This window comes from uncultured Aquimarina sp. (assembly GCF_947500065.1).
GTDB lineage: Bacteria > Bacteroidota > Bacteroidia > Flavobacteriales > Flavobacteriaceae > Aquimarina.
This window is the reverse complement of the sequence record NZ_CANMQT010000006.1, coordinates 52,786-75,629: the sequence shown is the minus strand read 5'-3', so window position 1 is coordinate 75,629 and position 22,844 is coordinate 52,786. Positions and strand designations below refer to the sequence as shown.

8 protein-coding genes are annotated in these 22,844 nt (G+C 35.2%); 1 reads left to right on the top strand and 7 read right to left on the bottom strand.

Features of this window, described 5'->3' with window-relative positions; translation table 11 throughout:
* The first annotated feature begins 97 nt into the window (after positions 1–97).
* Entirely contained in the window at positions 98–4,735 is a 4,638-nt protein-coding gene (locus Q0975_RS17530; protein ID WP_299439034.1) for an Ig-like domain-containing protein, read from the top strand.
* 324 nt (positions 4,736–5,059) lie between these two features.
* Here the strand turns inward: Q0975_RS17530 and Q0975_RS17525 are convergent, their stop codons facing one another.
* From Q0975_RS17525 to Q0975_RS17495, 7 genes are all read right to left on the bottom strand, one after another.
* Positions 5,060–8,542 carry a glycosyl hydrolase gene (locus Q0975_RS17525; protein ID WP_299439032.1) on the bottom strand — a complete coding sequence of 1,161 codons (3,483 nt, stop codon included), beginning with the start codon at positions 8,540–8,542 and terminating at the stop codon, positions 5,060–5,062.
* Between the two features lie 212 nt (positions 8,543–8,754).
* Entirely contained in the window at positions 8,755–13,125 is a 4,371-nt protein-coding gene (locus Q0975_RS17520) for a carbohydrate-binding protein (protein WP_299439030.1), read from the bottom strand.
* A gap of 313 nt (positions 13,126–13,438) precedes the next feature.
* Positions 13,439–14,227, bottom strand: a complete 789-nt coding sequence (locus tag Q0975_RS17515) for a glycoside hydrolase family 16 protein (RefSeq protein ID WP_299439028.1) — start codon at positions 14,225–14,227, stop codon at positions 13,439–13,441.
* Between the two features lie 105 nt (positions 14,228–14,332).
* Positions 14,333–15,970 (bottom strand): family 16 glycosylhydrolase, encoded by a 1,638-nt coding sequence (locus Q0975_RS17510; protein ID WP_299439026.1) that lies wholly within the window; start codon positions 15,968–15,970, stop codon positions 14,333–14,335.
* 46 nt (positions 15,971–16,016) lie between these two features.
* Positions 16,017–18,110: a PKD domain-containing protein gene (locus tag Q0975_RS17505; protein WP_299439024.1), complete on the bottom strand. Its 2,094-nt coding sequence runs from the start codon at positions 18,108–18,110 to the stop codon at positions 16,017–16,019.
* A 19-nt stretch (positions 18,111–18,129) separates the two neighbouring features.
* Positions 18,130–19,599: a RagB/SusD family nutrient uptake outer membrane protein gene (locus Q0975_RS17500; protein WP_299439021.1), complete on the bottom strand. Its 1,470-nt coding sequence runs from the start codon at positions 19,597–19,599 to the stop codon at positions 18,130–18,132.
* Between the two features lie 5 nt (positions 19,600–19,604).
* Positions 19,605–22,643: a TonB-dependent receptor gene (locus Q0975_RS17495; RefSeq protein WP_299439019.1), complete on the bottom strand. Its 3,039-nt coding sequence runs from the start codon at positions 22,641–22,643 to the stop codon at positions 19,605–19,607.
* Positions 22,644–22,844 lie beyond the last annotated feature (201 nt).

Sequence of the window (22,844 nt, the reverse complement as noted above, 5' to 3'; positions counted from 1 at the left end):
GTCGTTGATCTAATTATTTTTTAGAGCTGTATGGTTCTTTCTATTTTAAGCCTTGATTATTGACACAAACGTCATTAAAAACTTAACACTAATCATTATGAAACTATTAAAACCTAAAAAAGAATCTTTTCATTTTAGATTCTGGAAAGAACCATTATTAATTTTATTTTCTCTATTTGTCAGCTTTACCTGGGGGCAAGTAAATACAGGAGGAAGTGCTACAACATCTGATCACCAAAAAGAGGTAATTGGATATATCACAAACTGGGATGCTTGGAAAGCAGCTAGTGCTGGTGTTCCTTCCGCTGGAGCATTAACGCAATTAAATATTGATTACTCAAAATACACTATTTTAAATTACTCTTTTTTTGGAGTAGCAGTTGATGGTTCTTTACATAGTGGAGATCTTCGTAATAAACAAATTCATCAACCAGGAACAGTACAGCAACCGGCCGATCTATTATATGGAGACGTATATAGCAGTTGGGATTTTCATATTCTTTTTGGTGAAATTGAACCGATACAATGGATTAACGAAGATGTAAAACAACGTGCAGAAGCCTTGGGATTTCAAGTTGCAGTCGGAGGAAATACATGGAATCATCCAGAATGGGGACTTAGTGGTGTTTTACCATTACCTCTTCCAAAAGAAGGTAGTGATGCTAAAGGTTTGTTAGAATTGGCAAAAGCAAATGGAGTAAAAGTAATGGCATCTATTGGTGGATGGAGTATGTGTAAACACTTTCCTGAAATGGCAGCGGATCCTGTAAAGAGAGCTCGTTTTATAGAGGATTGTAAAAAGCTTATCAACATGGGCTTTGATGGTATTGACTTAGACTGGGAATATCCTGGACCATTTCCAGGTATGAATTTTACAGGAACAAATGCGGACTATGCTAATTTTGAAAATTTAGTTCAGGAAATCAGAAACGCAATAGGACCAGATAAATTAATAACTGCAGCAATGGCTGCAGATTACAAAAAAATAGAAGGCTTCAATTGGTCTAAGTTGGTCAATACTATGGATTATTTTAACATGATGACCTATGATTTTAATGGTGGTTGGTCGAATATTGCAGGCCATAATGCTCCAGTATATCCTTATGATGGAGCTGAAGCACCTGAATTTAACTGGCAGACATTACTTGAGAAAATGACAGGTATGGGAGTACCTTCGAATAAAATAAATTTTGGAGCACCATTTTACGGTAGAGGTGTTATTACAGATGGAGCTGCAGATTTAAATGCTCCTACAGTGAAGAGAAATGTTACTATTCAACCCGATGGTCCAGTAAGTACCGCCGCAGATTATACGAATTGGCCTCAAGAAGTATATGACGGTACGCCCAATCACTTTTTTATCAAACAAAAGACTGGATCTGGTAGCGGATGGACTCGTAAATGGGATGATCAAGCAAAAGTTCCTTATATGGTAAAGGGAAACTTCTTTCTAAGCTACGATGATGATGAATCTATCGCAATCAAAGCGCAATTTATTAATGATAATAACCTAGCAGGAACTATAGTTTGGACGGTTTTTGGTGATCTAGAATTTAGCGGATCATCTCAATCTTTTGGTACAAAATTAAAAAGGTGGTCAAATGTAAAATCTCCATTGATTAATAAAATGAATGAAGTATTTGCCTCAGGAGATACAGGAAATCGTCCTCCAACAGTTTCAATTACTTCTCCTTCTCAAGGCAGCACTTTTGAGGCTGGAAATGAGATCAATATTACCGCCAATGCCACTGATGATGTTAGTGTCGCTCGTGTTGAATTTTATAATGGAACAACTTTATTAGGAGAAGATACTACTTCCCCTTATTCTTATACCTGGAATAGTGTAGCAGTAGGTAATTATTCTATCATAGCAAAAGTTTACGATAACGAAGGAGTTAGTAATACTGATTCAGTTTCAATCTCTGTAGCAAATGGTAATAATCAATTACCTGTAGTGGTTATTAATTCTCCAAATGAAGGAGATTCTTTTTCTGTTGGAACTATTATAACGATTTCGTCAGAAGCGTCTGATGCGGATGGTACTATTGCTAAAGTAGAATTTTTTGACGGAGAAGTTCTTTTGGGAGAAGATATTGTTGCTCCATACAGTTTTGATTGGGCCAATGCAGGAGTAGGAAGTCATTCAATAAAAGTAACCGCTACTGATAATGAAAATGGAGTAAGCTCGGAATCTGTTTCTATTACAGTAACAGGAAGTGATAATCCTTGTACAAGACCTCCATACGTAGCTGGGCAAATATATGTTAATGGTGATGAAGTGTCATATCAAGGAAATGAATATAGAGCCAAATGGTGGACACAAAATAATGATCCTGTTACCAATCGCGAGAATGTATGGGAATTAATAGGTCCTTGCGGAGATGTGTCAACAGCACCACAAGTAACCATTACTTCACCGAGTAGTGGGCAATCATTTCTTATAGGCAATGTAGTTACTATTAACGCAAATGCTTCAGATGCAGATGGTACTATTACTAAAGTAGAATTTTATGTAGATGATACTATGATTTCTGAAGATACCTCAGCTCCATATACAACAAACTGGACAGCTTTAGAAGGTAACCATACAATTACAGCTAGTGCTACAGATAATGATAACAACGTTACAACATCAACTGCAGTTTCTATTACAGTTACTAATGACGATAATACTCCGCCAACCATAAGTATAACATCTAATGGAACTTCTTTTAACACTGGAGAAAGCGTTGATATTCAAGCTAATGCAAATGATTCTGATGGAAATATAACGAAAGTATCTTTTTATGTAGACGGAAATATGATTAGCGAAGATACTTCCGCTCCGTATTCTGCAAATTGGACAGCAATAATTGGTAACCATGTTCTTACAGCAACAGCAACGGATAATGAAGGAGCATCAGGTACATCTACAGCAATAAATATAACAGTGAATACTGATGGCGGAGGAGAATGTAATGAACCTCAATATGTAGAAAATGGAGGGTATGTTGCGGGGAGTATCGTTCAAAACAATGGAAATAAATATGAATGTAAACCACATCCTTTTACGGGATGGTGTAACGGTGCTGCTTGGGCATATAGTCCTGGAGAAGGAAGTTATTGGCAAGATGCATGGACGCTTCTAGGTGAATGTGATGGAGGAAATACCGGAGAAAATGAAGCTCCAACTGTATCCATTTCACAACCAGCAAATGGACAGTCATTTACTGTAGGAAGTACAATTACAATTAATGCTTCAGCTTCAGATACCGATGGAAATGTAACAAAAGTAGAGTTTTTTAGAAATGGAACTTTACTTGAAACAGACACAACAAGTCCTTATAGTTTTACCTGGAACAACGCTTCTACAGGAAATTATACACTTACAGCAAAGGCAACTGATGATGATAATGCTACAGGAGAGTCTACGGTAAATATTTCTGTGGGATCAGTACCTCCACCTCCAACTGGTGGAGATTTACCAAAAAGAATCTTGGTAGGATATTGGCACAACTTTAATAATGGATCTTCAATTCCTAAGTTGAGAGATGTATCTGATAAATGGGATGTGGTGAATGTATCATTTGCAATACCTAAGGTTCAATTAGGTGCAGATATGGAATTCATTCCTGATAATTCCATTTATTCTTCTACACAGGAGTTTAAGGATGATGTAAGACTCTTACAGAGTAGAGGCCAAAAAGTCTTGATCTCTATGGGTGGTGCTACAGGAGCAGTTGATGTTGATAACTCTTCAGATGCTCAGATTTTTAGTAGTTCTATGACAAATATTATCAATGAATATGGATTTGATGGAATGGATATTGATTTTGAAGGTACTTCAATTGCTTTGGCATCGGGAGATACTAGTTTATCAAACCCGACTTCTCCAAAGGTTGTTAATCTTATTACAGCTTTCCGATCAATCCTTTCTCAATATGATATGTCTAAATTTATTCTATCCATGGCTCCGGAAACTGCTTATGTACAGGGAGGAATTGGCCAATATGGTGGTATTTGGGGAGCATATCTTCCTTTAATATATGCATTACGTACTGAAATGGATTATATACATGTACAACATTATAATACCGGTAGCATGTTAGCATTAGATGGCAAGGCATATTCTGCTGGTACCGCAGATTTTCATGTAGCGATGGCGGAAGTGTTATTACAAGGATTTACATTAAGTACAGGAGAACAGTTTCCTGCTTTACGACCTAATCAAGTTGCTATAGGACTGCCGGCTAGTCCAAGTGCCGCAGGAAGCGGTTATACAGCACCAGCAGAAGTCCATAAAGCATTGGATTACATTATAAAAGGACAATCTTTTGGAGGAAGCTATACGATGGTAAAACCTTCTGGTTATGCTGATTTCAGAGGACTGATGACTTGGTCTATTAACTGGGATATTGTTGCAGGTTTTGGATTTTCTAATCCACATAGAATCTATTTAGATGCTTTAGATCAGAGAGCTCCAGAACAAATACTAGAAAAAGAAAGTTTGAAAATGTATCCTAATCCTTTTACTTCGAAGGTAAATATTACCTTCAAACTAAGTAAGGACAAATTAATCAATGCAGTTATCTATAATCAGATCGGTGTTAAAGTCGCTGTATTGAAGGATAATGAAAAGCTTTCTTCTGGAAATCAAAATATTCAGTGGGATACAAATGGTGTTCCAAGTGGAATCTACTTCTTAAAACTTAGAATGGGTAAAGAAGTAAAAACAATGAAACTAATTAAACAGTAACATTTCCCCTAATACTTTGTAAAACTTGCCTCTCTTGTCTTTTTATGACGTGGAGAGGTAAGTTTTATTTATTTAACTACTTTTATCATTAGTTAATCTTCGTAAAGAAAGATTTATTTTAATTTCTACTAAATAAAAATTTACAATTTCAAAACATAAGATTTTGATCTATATTTTCATGTGGATTAGAATACTACAGTGGCACAGACACTTTTAAAACAGTAATGTCAAATAGTTTAAAATAATTCTTTCTAAGCATGAAATAAAAACGGCTAAAACATTAAACTTCAGCCGTTTTTTTTATTTAAAAGAAATCAATACTATTTATTTTTTTGATAACTTAAAGCTTGGATTATAGGATTCACCATATAATTTCAAGAAATATAATCCGCTTTTATTTTGACTCATATCCAATGTTAGTTTTTGTTCCTTTTTACTAATTGATTGTTCTAAAACTACTTTTCCGGAAATATCCAATATTCTGTATTTGTAAAATTCATGATCTATAGGTAATACTATTTGAGATCGGTCAGAAACTGGATTTGGATACACTATTATATCTAAACCATCTTTGTTCAACCCTGATAATCTATTAGTATCGCATGAACCCACAACAAATTCGTGTTTCGCATTAGCCGTATTATTCTCTCCTCCTGTTGGTAAACTATAGGTGTAATAAAAATAAATCTGCTCTCCTTGATTGGCATTTATCTGAAAAGGAACATTAGGTGTTACACCATATCCAGGATACGTCCCAGTTGGAGAAGTACTATAAAAAAGTATACATACATTATCTCCCATTCCGTTTGCTTCAGGTATAAAAGTAATCGTTGGATTATTACTATCCGCAGATACTTGATAACTGTACTGACTGTTTGCCGCCGTTCCTGAGCAGGTTGTTCCACCTCCGGTTGTATCTGCAGCAGCTTTGAAATCTACAAAATTTAGATTTAAACCATTAGAATCAAATACCATCCTTACCTCATGCAAACCTTCACTAATAGCAATGTTACTTACTGTTATAGTTTCATAATTCTGCCATCCGTTTGTATTAGGAACGGATACTATATCAGTTACGGAAACTCCATCTACTTCTATATGAAATTTACCATTACCGTTTGGTGACGCTACTCTAAAATCAATATCATAGGTATTAGAAGATGCAGTAGCATTAATATCATATGCTAACCATTCTCCAGCGCTAATCCATCCTATATTATAATCTCCTCCTACGGTATCTCCAGTACCCTGAATATCCACATTATCTTGTCTGTATGCTCCACCTATATTTCCTATACTTGTATCGTGATACCCTACACCTTCACCTCCTTCATTATAATCTTCAGCTTCAATTAAACCTGGTATATTACTACTATTAGTAGGAGGATTAATAATGATTCCATTTCCATCGGTAGTAATCAAAGTATTCGCTGGTACAATAAATGAATCTACCTCATTTCCATCTCTATAAACTTTACAGATTTGCTCAGTATCTTTTGGATTATAAACTACATACATTACTTTTCCGTTTTTCAGAAAAGCGCTACTCATTGGTAAACTTAATCGGTAATTAGACTGTCTGAGTCCAAGGTTTTGAGAATTATGTGCATAGTAATATGTTAATGCACTCTCATTAGAATTATGAGCTACGTTATATTCCTGAGAACCAACTGGACTATTCCAAAATTGATCAAAATTACTAGTCACACCTTCTGGATCAAAAAACAATTTGAATCCCCAGGAAACATTCATCCAATCACCACTTAAATTTCCCAGATCAGTGGCCATGTTATTTATAATTGGATCTACGATTGCATTGGCTTCATTTGGTGTAAGGAAGTCATTCCAGAATCCATAAGCTGGTGAAATCGGTAACCATTGTATTCCATGAATATAGGTGTCTTGCGCTCCAAAAAAAGTTCCATATACATATCGATTCATTTCTAAAATCCCGACAATAGGCTGGTCATATCCTATTTCTTCAAATACACCACTTTCATTATACCAATAATCCGCTATAGCTCTTCCCTCCATTACATAACCGTAAGCAGCGGCATCTCTCATAGCAGTATTTTCAGTTATTTCACCTGTCATGAACATTCCTGCCCAAGATTGCATCGCTTCTGAAGTAGATTCTTGATTATTTCCTATTGCGTTCCCTAATCCATTAGCGAAAGAATGTCCCATCCAAGGACTAAATGTTCTCATATAAGGAAATTCTGTATCGTTTCGATCCCAATTAGCATATGTCTTTATAACCTTAGTAAGCATTGGCCAATAATTATCCATAGATCCTGGCTCCGCTATTTCCAATAAAGCTCCTGCATGAGCTAAATATCCATAATGAAAATGATGATCTGTAAAAAATCCAGAATAGTATTCTTCATTAAATCCTACTAGTGCTTTCCAAGCCGGATAATACGCATAATAAAAAGAAGTTTCACCAGGTGTATACGTTAACCAATCATAGGTTTTTTCTTTTGCAAAACTCAATAAATCAGCAAAGTCAGGATGATTTATTTCTTTAGCAATAAGTATATATTTAATTAATTGAACTAGCGCTTTTCCTCCCCAATAAGTACCATTAGCAAAATTATCACGATTCAGTTTTTCACTATAACTATCAATCATCTCCACCAACTTTGCTTTCTCATAAGAATTGGTATCAGAACCAACTGTAACTGGTTCATTAAAATGAGGTAAAAGATCAGCGTTGAATTCATAATTAAAGGAAAAACTGGTTCCTGCAGCAAGTTTTACCGTTCCTCTTGGTGTTGCACGATATTCTCTTCCACTAAGAAAAGAAAACGTATTGGTATTTCCTCTATAATGATGAGGGATGAATCCTTGTAACACATTGGCTTGATTTCCAATAATATTCATCTTTTCTACTTGATACGTAACATTCACCAAACCATTCTCTGGCTGATAATCATAATTAGCTTTAGTATCTGTTGGTTTTGCAAAAGCATAGTCATGTAAGAAATTAAGATCTGATATCTCTGTCAATGCTGAAAACACGACGTATTTACCATCGCTATTTGCTATTTCTAGATTTCCATCTATTCCATTTCTTGGAGTAATATTGGCGTTCTCTGTAAGATGAACACCATATAAATTTCCATCGTATTCTATAATAAATCGATCCACAGTAGCTGGAAAACTAAGCTCATTTCCATTTGCATCATAATAAGTCCTGACTCCTGTGTGAATAGATTGAATAATAGCATTAAAACCGTTTGGTTTTGTCCATACAAAAGGCATTCCCTGTGCTAAAGTGACATCAATGGTTTGATTGCTGTTACTGCTTTGTTGTACTTCTAAATCTACGTGCCAATCTGACCAATTTGTTGCGATAGTTTTATTCGCTGTAAAATTATCACCAGTCAATGTTACTAAATAATCTACACTAATTCCTATACTTTCATCGCCTCCCCAATCTTTTGCGGTTCTATGTCCAATCTGATAACCTTCGCTATTGGCCCGAGACAATAAAGGGTACGTCCATAAGTTTCCTCCATTTCTAGAACCATCTTGGTTTTCATTATACAAAACGCTTGTCCACCAATCATTAGTAGGAACCGGTTTCCCTATCATATTAGGGCCAATATCCAACATAGGGTTTAAGGCAATGGTTTGGAACATAGGCTGGGTTGGATCATTACCTATATATTCATGTGATGGCGGATATTCTGCATAGGATCCACTACCTACAGGAATTACATTCTGTGACCAAGTATGAATACCCGGAATTAAAAATAGTAGTACAACGACTACTGCTTTTTTAAATATTTTTGGTTTTTTCATGAGTAAGATATTTATGTGAACATGTATTATAATTCACTTATAAAAGTTATCGTGTAAAAAGGTAACATCTAAACACTTCATAGTAAAAGCATTGATCGAACTTGCTACATCAGAATGCTTCTATAAAAAATAATGCGAAAAGTCTGGATAATCGCGGGTAAGTAAATAAGGAACAACTTCAAGAAAGAAGTTGTTCCTTATTATAAAAATGGCTAATTCTTAAGTATTTTATGAATTGAAGACTCTCCACTTTGACTAAAGATTTTAATTATATAAAAACCTTTAGACAAAGAACTAACATCCATATTTAGCTGAGTTTGGGTTTTATTTACGGGTTTTGTTAATACCGTTGTACCACTCATACTGTATACATTAACCCGATATGCGTTATTTATACCGGACAATGTGATCATATTATTCATTGGGTTTGGAAAAACAGATATCTCAACCGGATTTTTTTCATCAACTATATCTGATCTATTTGTACAAGATCCTACAATAAAGTTATGTCGCGAACTTGCTGTGTTATTTTCTCCTCCGTTTGGTAAACTGTATGTATAATAGAAATAAATCTGATCTCCTGAATTTGCATTTATTTCAAAAGGTACATTAGGATTTACGATATATCCTGGATAACCTCCCGTCGGCGATGTGCCGTAATACAAAATACAAACATTATTCCCCATCCCTGTAATTTCGGGAACAAATGTAATAGTAGGATTCGTAACGTCTGATGAAACCTCATAACTATACTGATTATTATCAGCAATACCAGAACAATTATCTCCACCACCTGTTGATCCTATAGCAGCTGTAAATTCTAAACTATTAAGGTTTAAACCGCTAGAATCAAATACTACTCGCAATTCATGTGAACCACTACTTACAGCTACGTTGTTTATCTCTACAGTTTGATAATTTTGCCAGCCATTCGTATTAGGTACGGTTAGCACATCTGTAATTGAAACTCCATCCAGTTCTAGATGAAAACTACCAGTTCCGTTAGGAGAAGCAACCAGAAAATTAATGTCGTAATTATTCGAAGATGCTGTAGCATTAATACTATATGCCAGCCATTCTCCAGTAGCTATCCAACCAATATTATATCCTCCAGCAGTACTCTCAATATCTACATTGTCCTGACGATATGCTCCTCCTGTATTTCCTACACTGGTATCGTGGTAACCAACTCCTTCTCCTCCTTCATTATAATCTTCGGCTTCTATCAATCCTGGTATTGTAATTCCGGTTGATTGTGTCGATGAAATGAATTCGATATTATCAACATTCAAACCGCTTGTATCAAATACCAAACGAAGTTCATGTTGCCCATTACTAATTGATATACCTTTCACTTCAATAACTTCATAATTTTGCCAGCCATTCGTGTTATTTACAGATATCACTTCCGTAATGGCAACTCCATCCAGCTCTAAATGAAATTGACCATTGCCATTAGGGGAGGCAACACGGAAGTTGATATCATAACTATTTGTCGATGCTGTTGCATTAATATCATACGCTAACCACTCTCCTGAGGCTATCCAACCTACATTATAACCTCCTGTAGTGCTCTGAATATCTACATCATCTTGTCTATATGCACCGCCAGTATTTCCTGCACTGGTATCATGATATCCTACTCCTTCTCCACCTTCTTTATATTCTTCTGCTTGTATTATTGCAGGTATTATACTATAAGATCCAGAGTTTTCATTCACTATTATGGATGCCGAACCAGAAACCGAACCACTGGTTGCTGTGATTGTATAATTTCCAATCTCTGAACCCGTATATAAACCATTAGCATCAATAGAACCTCCTGTGCTTGTCCAATTAAAATTAGTTGTAAAAGGTTCTCCATTTTGATCAAACCCTTGCGCACTGAACTGCATTGTTTCTCCTTGATTAATTTCAGCGTTAATAGAAGAAACTGCAATCGATGACAACACTGGGGTTTGCGTAACATCTTCTTTACTCAAAGACCTTAGGTTATCAATATAAAAAGTGTCTCCGTTATTACTATTAGGGTCAAATAAAAATACAATAGTATCTATTTGAGCATCATTTACTATTAAATCGGGCGTTCCAGTAAGAACAAACTCTAATGTATGCCAACTATTTTGTTCTTTTACGGTTGCTTGATATACACTATGTCGACCGGATGGGTAATTACTAGGTGTAGACAATGAACTTGCTTCTAATTGCCAACTAATAACTGTTCCAACTGGTGCGCTTGTATATACATCCATTGCAAACCTTTTATCTTCAGAAACATAAGCACTAGCATCATTAATAAAATCGGTATTAAAAAATAAAACATCATATAGTTCTGAATTATCCCTTACATAACTTGCAGCTTGGGATGAGTTGTTTACTTCATTTGCTCCAGGATTCCCGACATTTTCTATATAATTACCTGTAGTAGTATTATTTAATGAAAGATTATTTACTCCATTGTAATTATGAATCATTTCAGAAAATTCATAAGACGGTGGATATTTAGTAATCCCGTATCTCAAGTTATCAAAATAATATGTTTCGGATATATTAGAATTAGGGTCAAAAAGAATTGAAATCTCATTAATAGATAAGTTAGATGTTCCGGCATCTGGCGATGTAGTATAACTAAATGCTATAGTATGCCATTGATTCTGTTCTTTTACCACACTAGTATACTGACTATTTCTTCCTGCAGGAAAATCACTATCTGATCCTTCACGGTTTTCTAAACTCAAAGAGATTTCAGTTCCTACCGGCGCAGATGTATAAACATCCATAAAAAAGATATTGTCACCTTCTATAAAAGAACTTGAATCTTCTATAGTATCTGTATTAAAACTTACAACATCATATAATTCAAAAGCTCCTCTTTCATATCTAGCTACGTTAGCACTATTGTTAATATCATTTGGAGTCGGATTGGTAACATTTGGAGTATACTCTCCATTTTCAAAAAACAATTCTAATTGATTTATTCCATCATAATCAGCTATAATAATTTCTTCTAATAAAGTGGGATCAGGTGCATCCATTTTCCTCATATTATCAATGTATACCGTATGTCCCGTAAAGCTATCCGGATCAATTAACAGCACAAATTGATCCACATCTAAAGCTCCAACACCAGCATCTGGTCTGTCTAATAATTCGAATTCTAAAGTCTCCCATTGATTCTGAGAAATCGTTTTAGCACTATATCTACTATGACGACCTGATGGCCAATCTCCTGAGGATAGTGAACTATTCTCAATCTGCAAAATAAATTCCGTTCCTATTGGTGCATCGCTATATACATCTAACCAAACGGATTTTTCTCCAGAAGTGTACTCCAAAGCATTCCCTATATTAGAAGTAGCCATATACAGACCATCATATTGAGCTCCAGTAGCCCTAACATATTTTCCTACGATTGAAGAATCGTTACCACTACTAGATCCGGGATTTGCAACGGACTCACTTAATGCACCATCTGTAGTTGAAGTATATGTTAAGTTTCTATTTCCTTCAAAATCCTCAAAAACATATTCTAAGGTTTTAATAGGATTAACAGAAACACTCATCTTAAATTCATTTGTACCACATTCTGGAACATTTACAACAACTTTTACATCTCCTTCTGTGATACCCCAATCAACTAAAATAGTATTTGTTCCTTGGCCAGAAATAATACTAGCGCCGCCGGGTACTGTCCAACTATAAGAAGCTCCTTCCGTTGATGTAATTGTATAAGGCTTACCAGTTTCACCTTCATATACACTATTATCGCCAATAAGTTGTGTATTAAAAGTACCACTATACACTCGCACATAATCTACTTCCATTTGTGTAGGATAATCAGCTGGTGTTGGTGGGATATTACCAGTGTATGGAGTTCCTGGTCCTCCTACTGCAACATTTAAAATAAGATACCAATCACCTTCACTAAAAGGCCATGGATCTACTGTATTAGCTGGAGTAACTGTATGATACAATTGATCATCTACATACCATCTAATCTCTGTTGGTTCCCATTCAACAGCATATTCATGAAATCCAGCAGAAAGGTCTAACCCTGCATTAAATTCTCTTCCATTGTATTGCCAGCCTCCATTAGAATAATGAACAGTACCACCAATACTTTCTGGGTTTTTATGTTGAGATTCCATAATATCTATTTCACCTGTAAAAGGCCAATTACCATTTTCGGGTAACATCCAGAAAGCTGGCCAAATTCCTCCTGCAGAAGGTAATTTTATACTTGCTTCATATCTTCCATATTTAGAATTAAATTTACCTGATGTAATTAACTTTGAAGAAGTAAATTGCTTACCACCTGCTGATTCATTTTTAGTAGTAATTATCAAATTTCCGTTTTGTACAGTGGTGTTCTCCGGTTGGTACCATTGTTCCTCGGCATTACCCCATCCACAAAGTGTAGGACATCCATCTCCATTATCAAAACTCCATTTATTAAGATCTACTGAATTACCAGAAAATTCATCATTAAATATGAGCTCCGAACATTGGGAATAACCGATTCCTAAAGAAGAAATCAGAATGGCTAAGACCATTATTGCTTTAAAAAATAAGTGTTTTTTCATAATTAAGAGAGTTTGTGTGTTTAAGTTAGTTTTCAAAATTTCATATACGTAATCCAAGCCGTATGTATTCTTTTAATACATACAACATTACTATTCTTTAGCATTCAGATCATTTCAACAAAATAATCTAAATCATATACGTTTTTCCCAAGTAGTCCTGATAAATAGAAATACAGTTATGTACTTCAATTATCTATTTCCGTATTTGATATTTAAAAAATATCAATATCTTAAATTTGATTTCAGTGATATAATGATATATACTATGCTGAAATCAAGGGTAGAGCTGTATTTAACATTCCTTGTAATGGCATTATTTCCAGACTTTGATGTAATCAATCTCCAATTGCTTTGGAAAGATAGTATCATCAACTTCAGGACCCCCAAAATTACCGCCAATAGCAAGGTTTACTATTATATAAAATGGCTTATCAAAAGGCCATGTCTTATCATTTTTTATTTCTGGAGAAAATGTATAAACCAGCTGATTATCTATATAAAATTCTATTTTATCTTTAGTCCATATTGACTTATAGATATGAAAACCTTCTTCTATCGTTTCAATTAACGTTTTCTTTGAGTTAATAGTATTACCAAAACTTTGCCTAGTATGTAAGGATGTATATAAAGTATGAGGTTCCTTCCCTACATATTCCATAATATCTATTTCCCCGCAATCGGGCCAGCCGATATCATCAATATCAGCTCCTAACATCCAAATTGCAGGCCACAAACCATGACCTGTTGGTAATTTAGCACGAACTTCTATAGTTCCATATTGAAACTCTATTTTACCTTTTGTTGTTATTTTACTAGACTTATATACATCTTCTTTCTTAGTTGCTGTAATAATTAAATTGCCTTTTTCTAGTTTTGCATTTTCCTTAGTATAAATTTGTCTTTCGTTATTCCCCCAACCACATAAGTTAGGGCATCCATCACCTACTTCATAATTCCAAGAAGAAGTATCTAATTGATCACCATTAAATTGTTCCTCCCAAAGAACAGTATCAACATTTTCGCATGAAATTATCATTAAAAACATAATACAGCTTAAGCTTTTAATGATCACTTCAATAAACATAATGTTATTTGTTTTCATTTTTATTTGTAAAACTTTTTATTTAACAATCAGTATGTTTTTTAGGAAGGCTATATGTGGTAAATAGCCTTCCTTCTTAAAACAATTTAAAAACTAAGTTTATATCTATTGATAAACTCTTACATAATCAATTTCCATAGTAGACTCTGTGAATGAAGGATCTATGGCTCCTCCGAAAGTTCCTCCCATTGCTACATTTAGTATTAGGAAAAAATCATTATTATAAAAAGGTAAATTATTTGAATAAGGGTATGTGTGATAAGGAGTTTCATCGATAGAAAAGATAATTTCAGTTGATGACCATTCTACACTATATACATGAAAATCTGTAGATGCTCCTGCGACATTGGTTTCTTCAAAAATTGCATTTCCTCCATTATTTCCAGGGAAATGAAGTGCACTGGATACCGCATCTTGATTGTTCCCAACATGCTCCATAATATCGATCTCACCACAATTGGGCCAACCTACTTCTGTGATATTAGATCCTAACATCCATATTGCGGGCCAGGTACCTCCTCCTGTTGGTAATTTTGCGCGTACATCTACTTTACCATAGGTAAACGAATACAAATCTTGAGTTTTTATTCTTGCCGATGTATATTCTCCATTCTCAGATATTGCTGTTATTTTAAGTAATCCATCTTCTACAATTACATTACTAGGGTTGTCTGTATATGATTGAGATTCTCCATTACCCCATCCATTATCTCCAGTTCCAAAATCATACGTCCAATTTGCAGTGTTTGGAGCTCCATTTGTATCAAATTCATCTGCCCAAACTAATGTATCAAAAGGTGGCTCTGCAATATCGTTAGTTCCACCAGGTTCTTCTGAGGTTATTATAAACCACCAGTCAAACTCATTATTACCATCTGTAGTTCTTAAGATTAGTTCGTTTGCAGGTTGTTCGGCAAACCTAAAAAGTTCGTATCTATGATTGCCTCCAGTATAATATCCAACAAAACCTATTCCTGTTAAATTAAGGGATTCTACACCTCCAGGAGCACTTACAGACCAAGACGTCGAATAGTCATTTAACGGGTAATTTTCTATATCTGCTCCATTAGGATCTATACTATGCGGCCCTAATTCATCTATCAAATTAACTCTTCCGAATACTGTTCCCGATGGATCCTCAGTAGGATCGTCATTTTCACTGTTTGTGATATGTGTAAATGTACCATCGGCATTAAAAATATAACGGTCATCATACATCCCAACTGTTGCTTTATCATTTGGGGGTGCAGCAAAGAAACCGGACGGTTCTGTACCTCCAACAGGTCCAAGGCCAAAATGTCCTGGAGCTTCACTTTTAATTCTCCAAGGTCCCGAAGTAAGCATTGTAATTAATTCTATCGGTGGCTCATACAGTACCAGTACTTCTACTTCTACAGTTGTACTGGATGATACTCCACCGGTTCCTACTGCGATAACAGTCACTGTATAGGTACTTAAACCTGTAACAGAAAAATCATATGATTTAGTTCCAGATGGAGATGCCTCAGCAGTTCCATTAAAAACATAGGTATATGTAATAGCATTGTCAGCAGTAGCGCTAAAATTCACTGTACCACTTCCATCTCCGTTAGGATTATTAGCATCGACACCTACGATATCAATCGTAACTTGTATATTGGATGGCGCTATAATTTCACCAACAGATATATCGTCATCTTGACAGCTACTAAACAACAAAGCCAGAGCTATAAAAAATCCGAAATTATATTTTAATTTTTTCATGTAATTATATTTTTATTATCAACGATCAGATATGTTTTTTGTAAAATCACCTTACTAGTTTATAAGTCCAAAACACTCCCGTTCCCGCTTCAATCCTTACCTCCATATCATTATTATTGTTGGTAAGAATGATATCATATGTTATAGATCCTGGTACTGGTACATTTGGCAATTCTCCATCATTATTTACTTTGGACAATACCAGATAAGCTCCTGAACCATTAAGGGTAATTGTAGATGTTCCTTCATTATACACATATGATGCAGCACCAGTTCCATCATGTGGAGACACAGGTGTACCGCATTGATCAGATACCACTCCTTGCCAAGCTTCCAGCCACGTTTCAGAGCCTAAAACATTACTAAAACTTCCGTCTGATGAAAAGACATATTCATCATCAAAAAAGCAAGCTCGATCAATAACAGTTTGATCGTCACTCGTAAACCAATCTCCGCTTCCAGGTGCTGGTCCTACTTTAAAAGCTCCTGCCTCTGATGCTAATCTCCAAGTCCCTGCTATTACTGGAACTTCTCTTATAAGTTTGTATGTCCAAAACACTCCGGTTCCAGATTCAATACTTACTTCCATATCATTATTGTTATTCGTTAGAATTACGTCATATGTTATAGATCCTGGTACTGGTACATTTGGTAGTTCGCCATCATTATTCACTTTTGGTAACACCAGATAAGCTCCTGTACCATTAAGAGTCACCGTACCTGCTCCATCGTCATAAATGTAAGTTGCAGCAACAGTTCCATCATGCGGCGCTACAGGTAATCCACACTGATCAGACGCTACTCCTTGCCAAGCTTCTAACCAGGTTTCAGAACCTAAAACGTTGCTAAAACTTCCATCTAATGAAAACACATATTCATCATCAAAAAAGCAAGCTCGATCAATAACAGTCTGATCATCACTTGTAAACCAATCTCCACTTCCAGGTGTTGGCCCTACTTTAAAAGCTCCCGCTTGAGGCGCAAGTTTCCAAATTCCTTCTAATCCAGATGCAGGCTCTGGTGGTTTATGGAAATAAACATTATCAACAAAAACTATAGCCGTTCCTGAAGGTGCTCCAACATATATTAATTGAGCAATATTACTTCTTGTAGTTAATCCTGTAAAATCAGCTAATGGAATATCTAAACTCACCCATTCTCCATTTGCTGGATTAGCTATTGTTATTTCATGTTCTACATCGTCTCCGCCATCAAAAACTCCATTTGCTCCAAAATCAACTAATTTAATCTTAAACTCAGTTAAATTTGGTGACCATATGTCGGTATGAAAATGAGTCATTGTACTAGCATCTATAGTTGCAGTTGTGGTTTCTATTCCAACGAAATTAAGAGCACTGTACTTTTTCGTAGGATTTCCATCTATCTCAACATCTTCAAAAGTGGCATCCGACCAAGGCGTGCGCCAAGTATCTACATTCACATCTGTATAAGCATCACTAAACATAGAAACAACATCTTGTACTCCTCTGGTTGGTGGTATCGGTGCTGATACTATAGGTTGTAAAATTTCTGTTACTAAGAACTCTTCTGTATATTCTGTTGTCGCGATAGCTCCTCCCTTAGCAACAACTCTAATCGTATAGGCTCCAGCTTCCTCATAGGTATATGAAGCAATTTCTCCAATATTAGCGGTTACTGGAGTATCATTTCCTGTTTCCCCAAAATATACATCAAAAGACATTGCATTGTCTGCCGTAGCCGTTACATTTACTTGTTTGGATACAGCCGCATCATTTTCTATAGTAACAACTAAATTTTCTGGTGGGTTAAATGAAACGACTACTTCTTGTGTAGCTTCAGTTGTTAATCCTGTTATACCATTACCTACCAATCTTAAATTATAAGTTCCTTCGGCATAGGTATGTGTCGTACTTTCTCCAATTTTTACATTTTCAGACTCCACCGTACCATCACCAAAATCAACATCAAAGGAAACTACTCCATCTCCATTCGGAGTAATGGTTACTAATCCTGTATTGTCCTGAGTAATCTGCAAAAGCGCTGATATATTTGACGGGGCAACAACATTATTTAAATAGTCCTGATTATCATCTTCATTACAGCTCAAAATGAATAGTATAGAAAGACATAAACCGAATATGTATTTTAAAAATTTCATCTTTTTTCGTTTTTGTTTTTTAGTACCCTGGGTTTTGTTCCCATCTATCTCCTGCTAATTGAATCTCTATCAATGGTATAGGAAACAGTTCGTGTTTTCCTACTACAAAACCATCTATTTCTGTTGCGGCTCTTCCTGTTCTTACTAAATCGAAAAAATGATGACCTTCTCCAACCAGTTCTACTCTTCGTTCCTGATAAATTGCATCTAGCAAAGCAGTTCCTGTAACTGTTACATCCGGTAATTCGGCTCTAGTTCTCACTCTATTGAGATAGATTAATGCTTGTCCATCATTACTTGCTGATTTTCTATTATGTGCTTCTGCTGCCATTAACAGAACATCAGCAAATCTGATTGCTCTATAATTATTAGGATTTGTTAGATTAGCATCTCCCGTATTAAGGTCGCCCTGACGAGCAATATATTTTCTGTTAAAATATCCAGTATGCTCAAAACCGGTAGAGAAAGTAGCTCCTTGAGAAGCAGCCCAAGCTTCTATATCTAAAATAGCAACATCAAGCCTAATATCACCAGCTTCGAATGTATCCACAACTTCTTGTGTAGGAACATTAAAACTAAAACCTGATTCAAATTGTGGTCCTGAGTAATTTCTAATTCCATTAAAACCTACTGCTACATTACCTTCACTACATTGTAAACATCCGAAACCTGCTCCTTCTTCATCGGTATATTGTACTTCGAAAACAGATTCTATATTATTTTCTCCTTCTTGTTCGAAGATAGATTCATAGTCTGTTACTAAATCATAAGGCCCGCTTACAACTTGATCTAATACATTAGCCGCTTCTGTAAATTTATCCTGATACAGATATACCTTACCAAGTAAAGCTCTTGCAGCCCCTTGTGTTATTCTACCGGTTTCAGCTTGAGTTATAGGTAAGTTATTAGCTGCAAACTGTAAATCTTCCTCTATGAGTACATACACATCTTCTTTTGGAGATCTATCAAAATTGGTTTCTTCTCCAAAAAGAATTCTTTTATCAATTGCTAATGGTACATCTCCAAACCATTTTACTAGCTCAAAATAATAATAGGCTCTTAGAAAACGAGTTTGTCCAATTACTTCTTCTTTACCTGCAAAATCAGTTTTATCCTGAAATTCCATTATATAATTAGCTCTGTTAACTCCCGCATACATCCAACTCCATATATCTCTGAGTTGTGCGTTAACAGGTGTATGAACCATATCATCTATTTCCTGAATACCAGGTACATCAGTTGCACTTTCTCCTCCTGCCAATGTATTGTCTGAAGCTATTTCTCCTAACATTACATTTAGATAAGTGGATTGTAATAAATCATAGGCTCCTATCAAAGCACTCTGATAATCTTCTTCACTATTAAAAAAATCTTCTGAATTTTCATCCTCTGAGGCTACATCAACAAAATCATCACTACAAGAGGTGAATACTCCTAACAGTACAAAAAAGACTACTGTTGATTTGATATTATATTTTATCTTTTTCATTTTGATTAAAATTTAAGATTTACACCTAATAAATATGTTCTTGGCACAGGATAAAATCCTTGATCGATACCTGCCCCAATTGGGCTTGCTGTATTAGGATCTGGATTAGATTGATACGCAGAAGGGTCATATCCACTATACTCAGTGAATGTATATAAGTTATTTACTGAAGCATAAATTCTAAATTTATCTATACCAATGGGATTCATATATTGATTAGGGAACGTATAGCCTACTTGTACATTCTGGATTCTTAAGTATGAACCATCCTCTACATAGAAACTAGAAAACAAACTATTAGAATTAGCAGCCGTTGTCACCCTATGAAAAGAATCCGTGGAACCTTCGCCTGTCCAACGTCCTAAAAATGCATTTCTTCTATTTACTAAGGGTTGATTTCGTTCATAGTTTCTTACCATATCATTTCCCACTGAGGCGAATGCATAAGTGGTGAAATCAAAGTTTTTATAATCTAAACCAATATTTAATCCCATTGTAGCGTCTGGAATGGGATTACCAATATCTGTTCTGTCATCAGAATCTATTTGTCCATCTCCATTCATATCTACATATCTAATATCTCCTGGAGCTGCGTTGGCCTGAGTAGCATGTGTATCTACCTCTGCCTGATTCTGAAAAATTCCATCTGTTTGTAATCCGTAGAAGTATCCAATTGGCTTACCTGCCTCCATTCTTGATGGAGGGTCTTGGCCTACACCAAACGAACCACCTGCGATAAAATCACTATCACTGTTAACTGATATTACTTCATTCTCTAACAGTGTAATATTATAACTAATATTAAATTTTAAATTTTCTGATAACTGATCTTGATAAGCTATTTTAAATTCATAACCTTCATTTTCTACAATACCTGCATTGATTGTAGGTGGTGATGATCCTGGTGCTGCAACGCCAAGAATACCCGAAACAGGTGCTACCACTAATAAGTCTTCTGTTCGTTTTTTAAAATAGTCAAATGTAATATCAATTTTGTTGTTTAATAATTTTGTATCCAGTCCTATATCCAGTGTTTTTTGTTTTTCCCATTTAATTTCCGGATTAGAAAGTGCTCCAATAGCTTCCCCAATTATCAGTTCATCATTAATAACATAAGATCCTTCTCCATTTAACAAGGATATAAATTGAAAATCTTTTATTCTATCATTCCCAATTACACCATAACTAGCTCTAAATTTTAAGAAGTTTAACCAACTACTATTACTGAGAAAAGATTCATCAGATATTACCCAACCAACAGAAGCTGATGGAAAATATCCAAACTTGTTTTTCGGTCCAAATTTTGTTGAACCATCTCTTCTGATTACTGCTGATAATAAATATTTGCCTTTATATCCATATTGTAATCTAGAAAAATAGGACAACAGTCTAGAATCAAAAGTATTTCCTCCATTTTGAAAATTATTGACTACATCTGACGCCTGAGAAATATTAGCATTAGCATATGAGTTATCTATAATATCAAATCCCGTAAAACCGGTAAATGTTCCCGTTGTCTTGAATACCGACATCCCTAAAAGCACTTTTACATCATGATCATCTGCAAATACCTTTTCGTATTTTAAGAAATTATCCCAAGTATAATCTCTAAAGAAGTTTTTGGACTCCGTAACACTACTTCTATCAACATTGAATACTTTTCCGGATCCATAGAAGACCTCTGGCGAGAAACCTTTACCATCTACTTCAGAATAGTTAAATTGATACCTAGACTCTGCTGTGAAATTGCTTAGAAAATTATATTTCAACCCAAATGTAGCACCTATTCTGTTAACCTCGGTATTGTTAAATGTATTAGCGATCTGTGCAACTGGGTTAATTACTTCATTACCCAATCCTTCCGCTAATGTAAAATCACCATTCTCATCTCTAACTGATAAATTAGGAGCCATATTTAAAGCATTAAACAATACAGACCCTAATGTATTTTCTAACAAAGTTTGCCTATTAGTTTGTGTAAAAATACCTGAGGTAGTAAACTTCAAATTTTTAACAATATCTAAGCTATAATTTAGTCTTCCTGTAAAACGTTCGAAATTAGCATCACTTCCTCCAACAATACCATCCTGCGTTAAATAAGAAACTCCTGCAGAATATGTAGAATTCTTACCACCACCAGTAGCACTAAAATTAATATTAGAAATTGAGGCTGTTCTAAAAATTTCATCTTGCCAATCTGTACCTTCTCCTAATTCGGATAAATTGGCAAAGGGCGGAGTACCTCCTCCAGCGGCGAAAGATTCATTTATTATTATACCATATTCAGTTGCATTAAGCACAGGAAGTCTCCTTGTTGTTTCTTGAAAACCCGCATAAGAATCTAGCTCAAATTTTAGTTCTTGATTTCTATATCCAGATTTGGTAGTAATAAGAATAACTCCATTTGCCGCTCGTACTCCATAAATACCAGCTGTAGCATCTTTTAATACATTGATACTTTCTATATCATTAGGATTGAGTACACTCAAGTCCTCTATTACGTTTCCATCCACCAGAATTAGAGGTCTACTATCCCCATTGGTAGATATTCCACGAATCGATATAGTAGAACTACTTCCAGGAGCACCAGATTGTGATGTAATATTTACACCTGCTACTTGTCCCTGAAGTGCTTGCTCTACTCTTACTACGTTAAGCTCTTCAATAGTTTCTGCACCAATTACAGAAACTGCACCCGTAATTTCTTTTTTAGTTTGTGTTCCATAACCGATTACGATAACCTGTTCCAGAGATTCGCTGTCTTCTTGCATCGTAATGTTAATGACAAAATTTTGTCTTATTGTCACTTCTTGTGAAGTGAAACCAACATAAGAGAAAACAATTGTACTTCCTACTGATACATTATCTAAAGTATAGTTTCCATTAAAATCTGTTACTGCTCCATTTGAAGTGTTTTTCACAATGACATTAACTCCTGGAAGTTCTAATCCGTTAACATCTTTTACATTACCCCTAATCTGAATTTCTTGAGCATTAATAACTGTGGTTAAAAATACCGCCATTAAGAAATAAGCTATTTTCATAAATGTTCTAGTTTGATTTACTCAAATCTAGCTACGAACATTAAGAAATCGTTAATAAACAACCACAACAAAAATCCTACAACATTGCATAAAAATGAAAAAATTAATAAATTCTTTACGTATACCCCTAATAAAAACAGGAAGTACTAGAGATTTCCTAACCGTTAAAAAAAAGTAAAGAAAATGATATTGTAGCCTCAC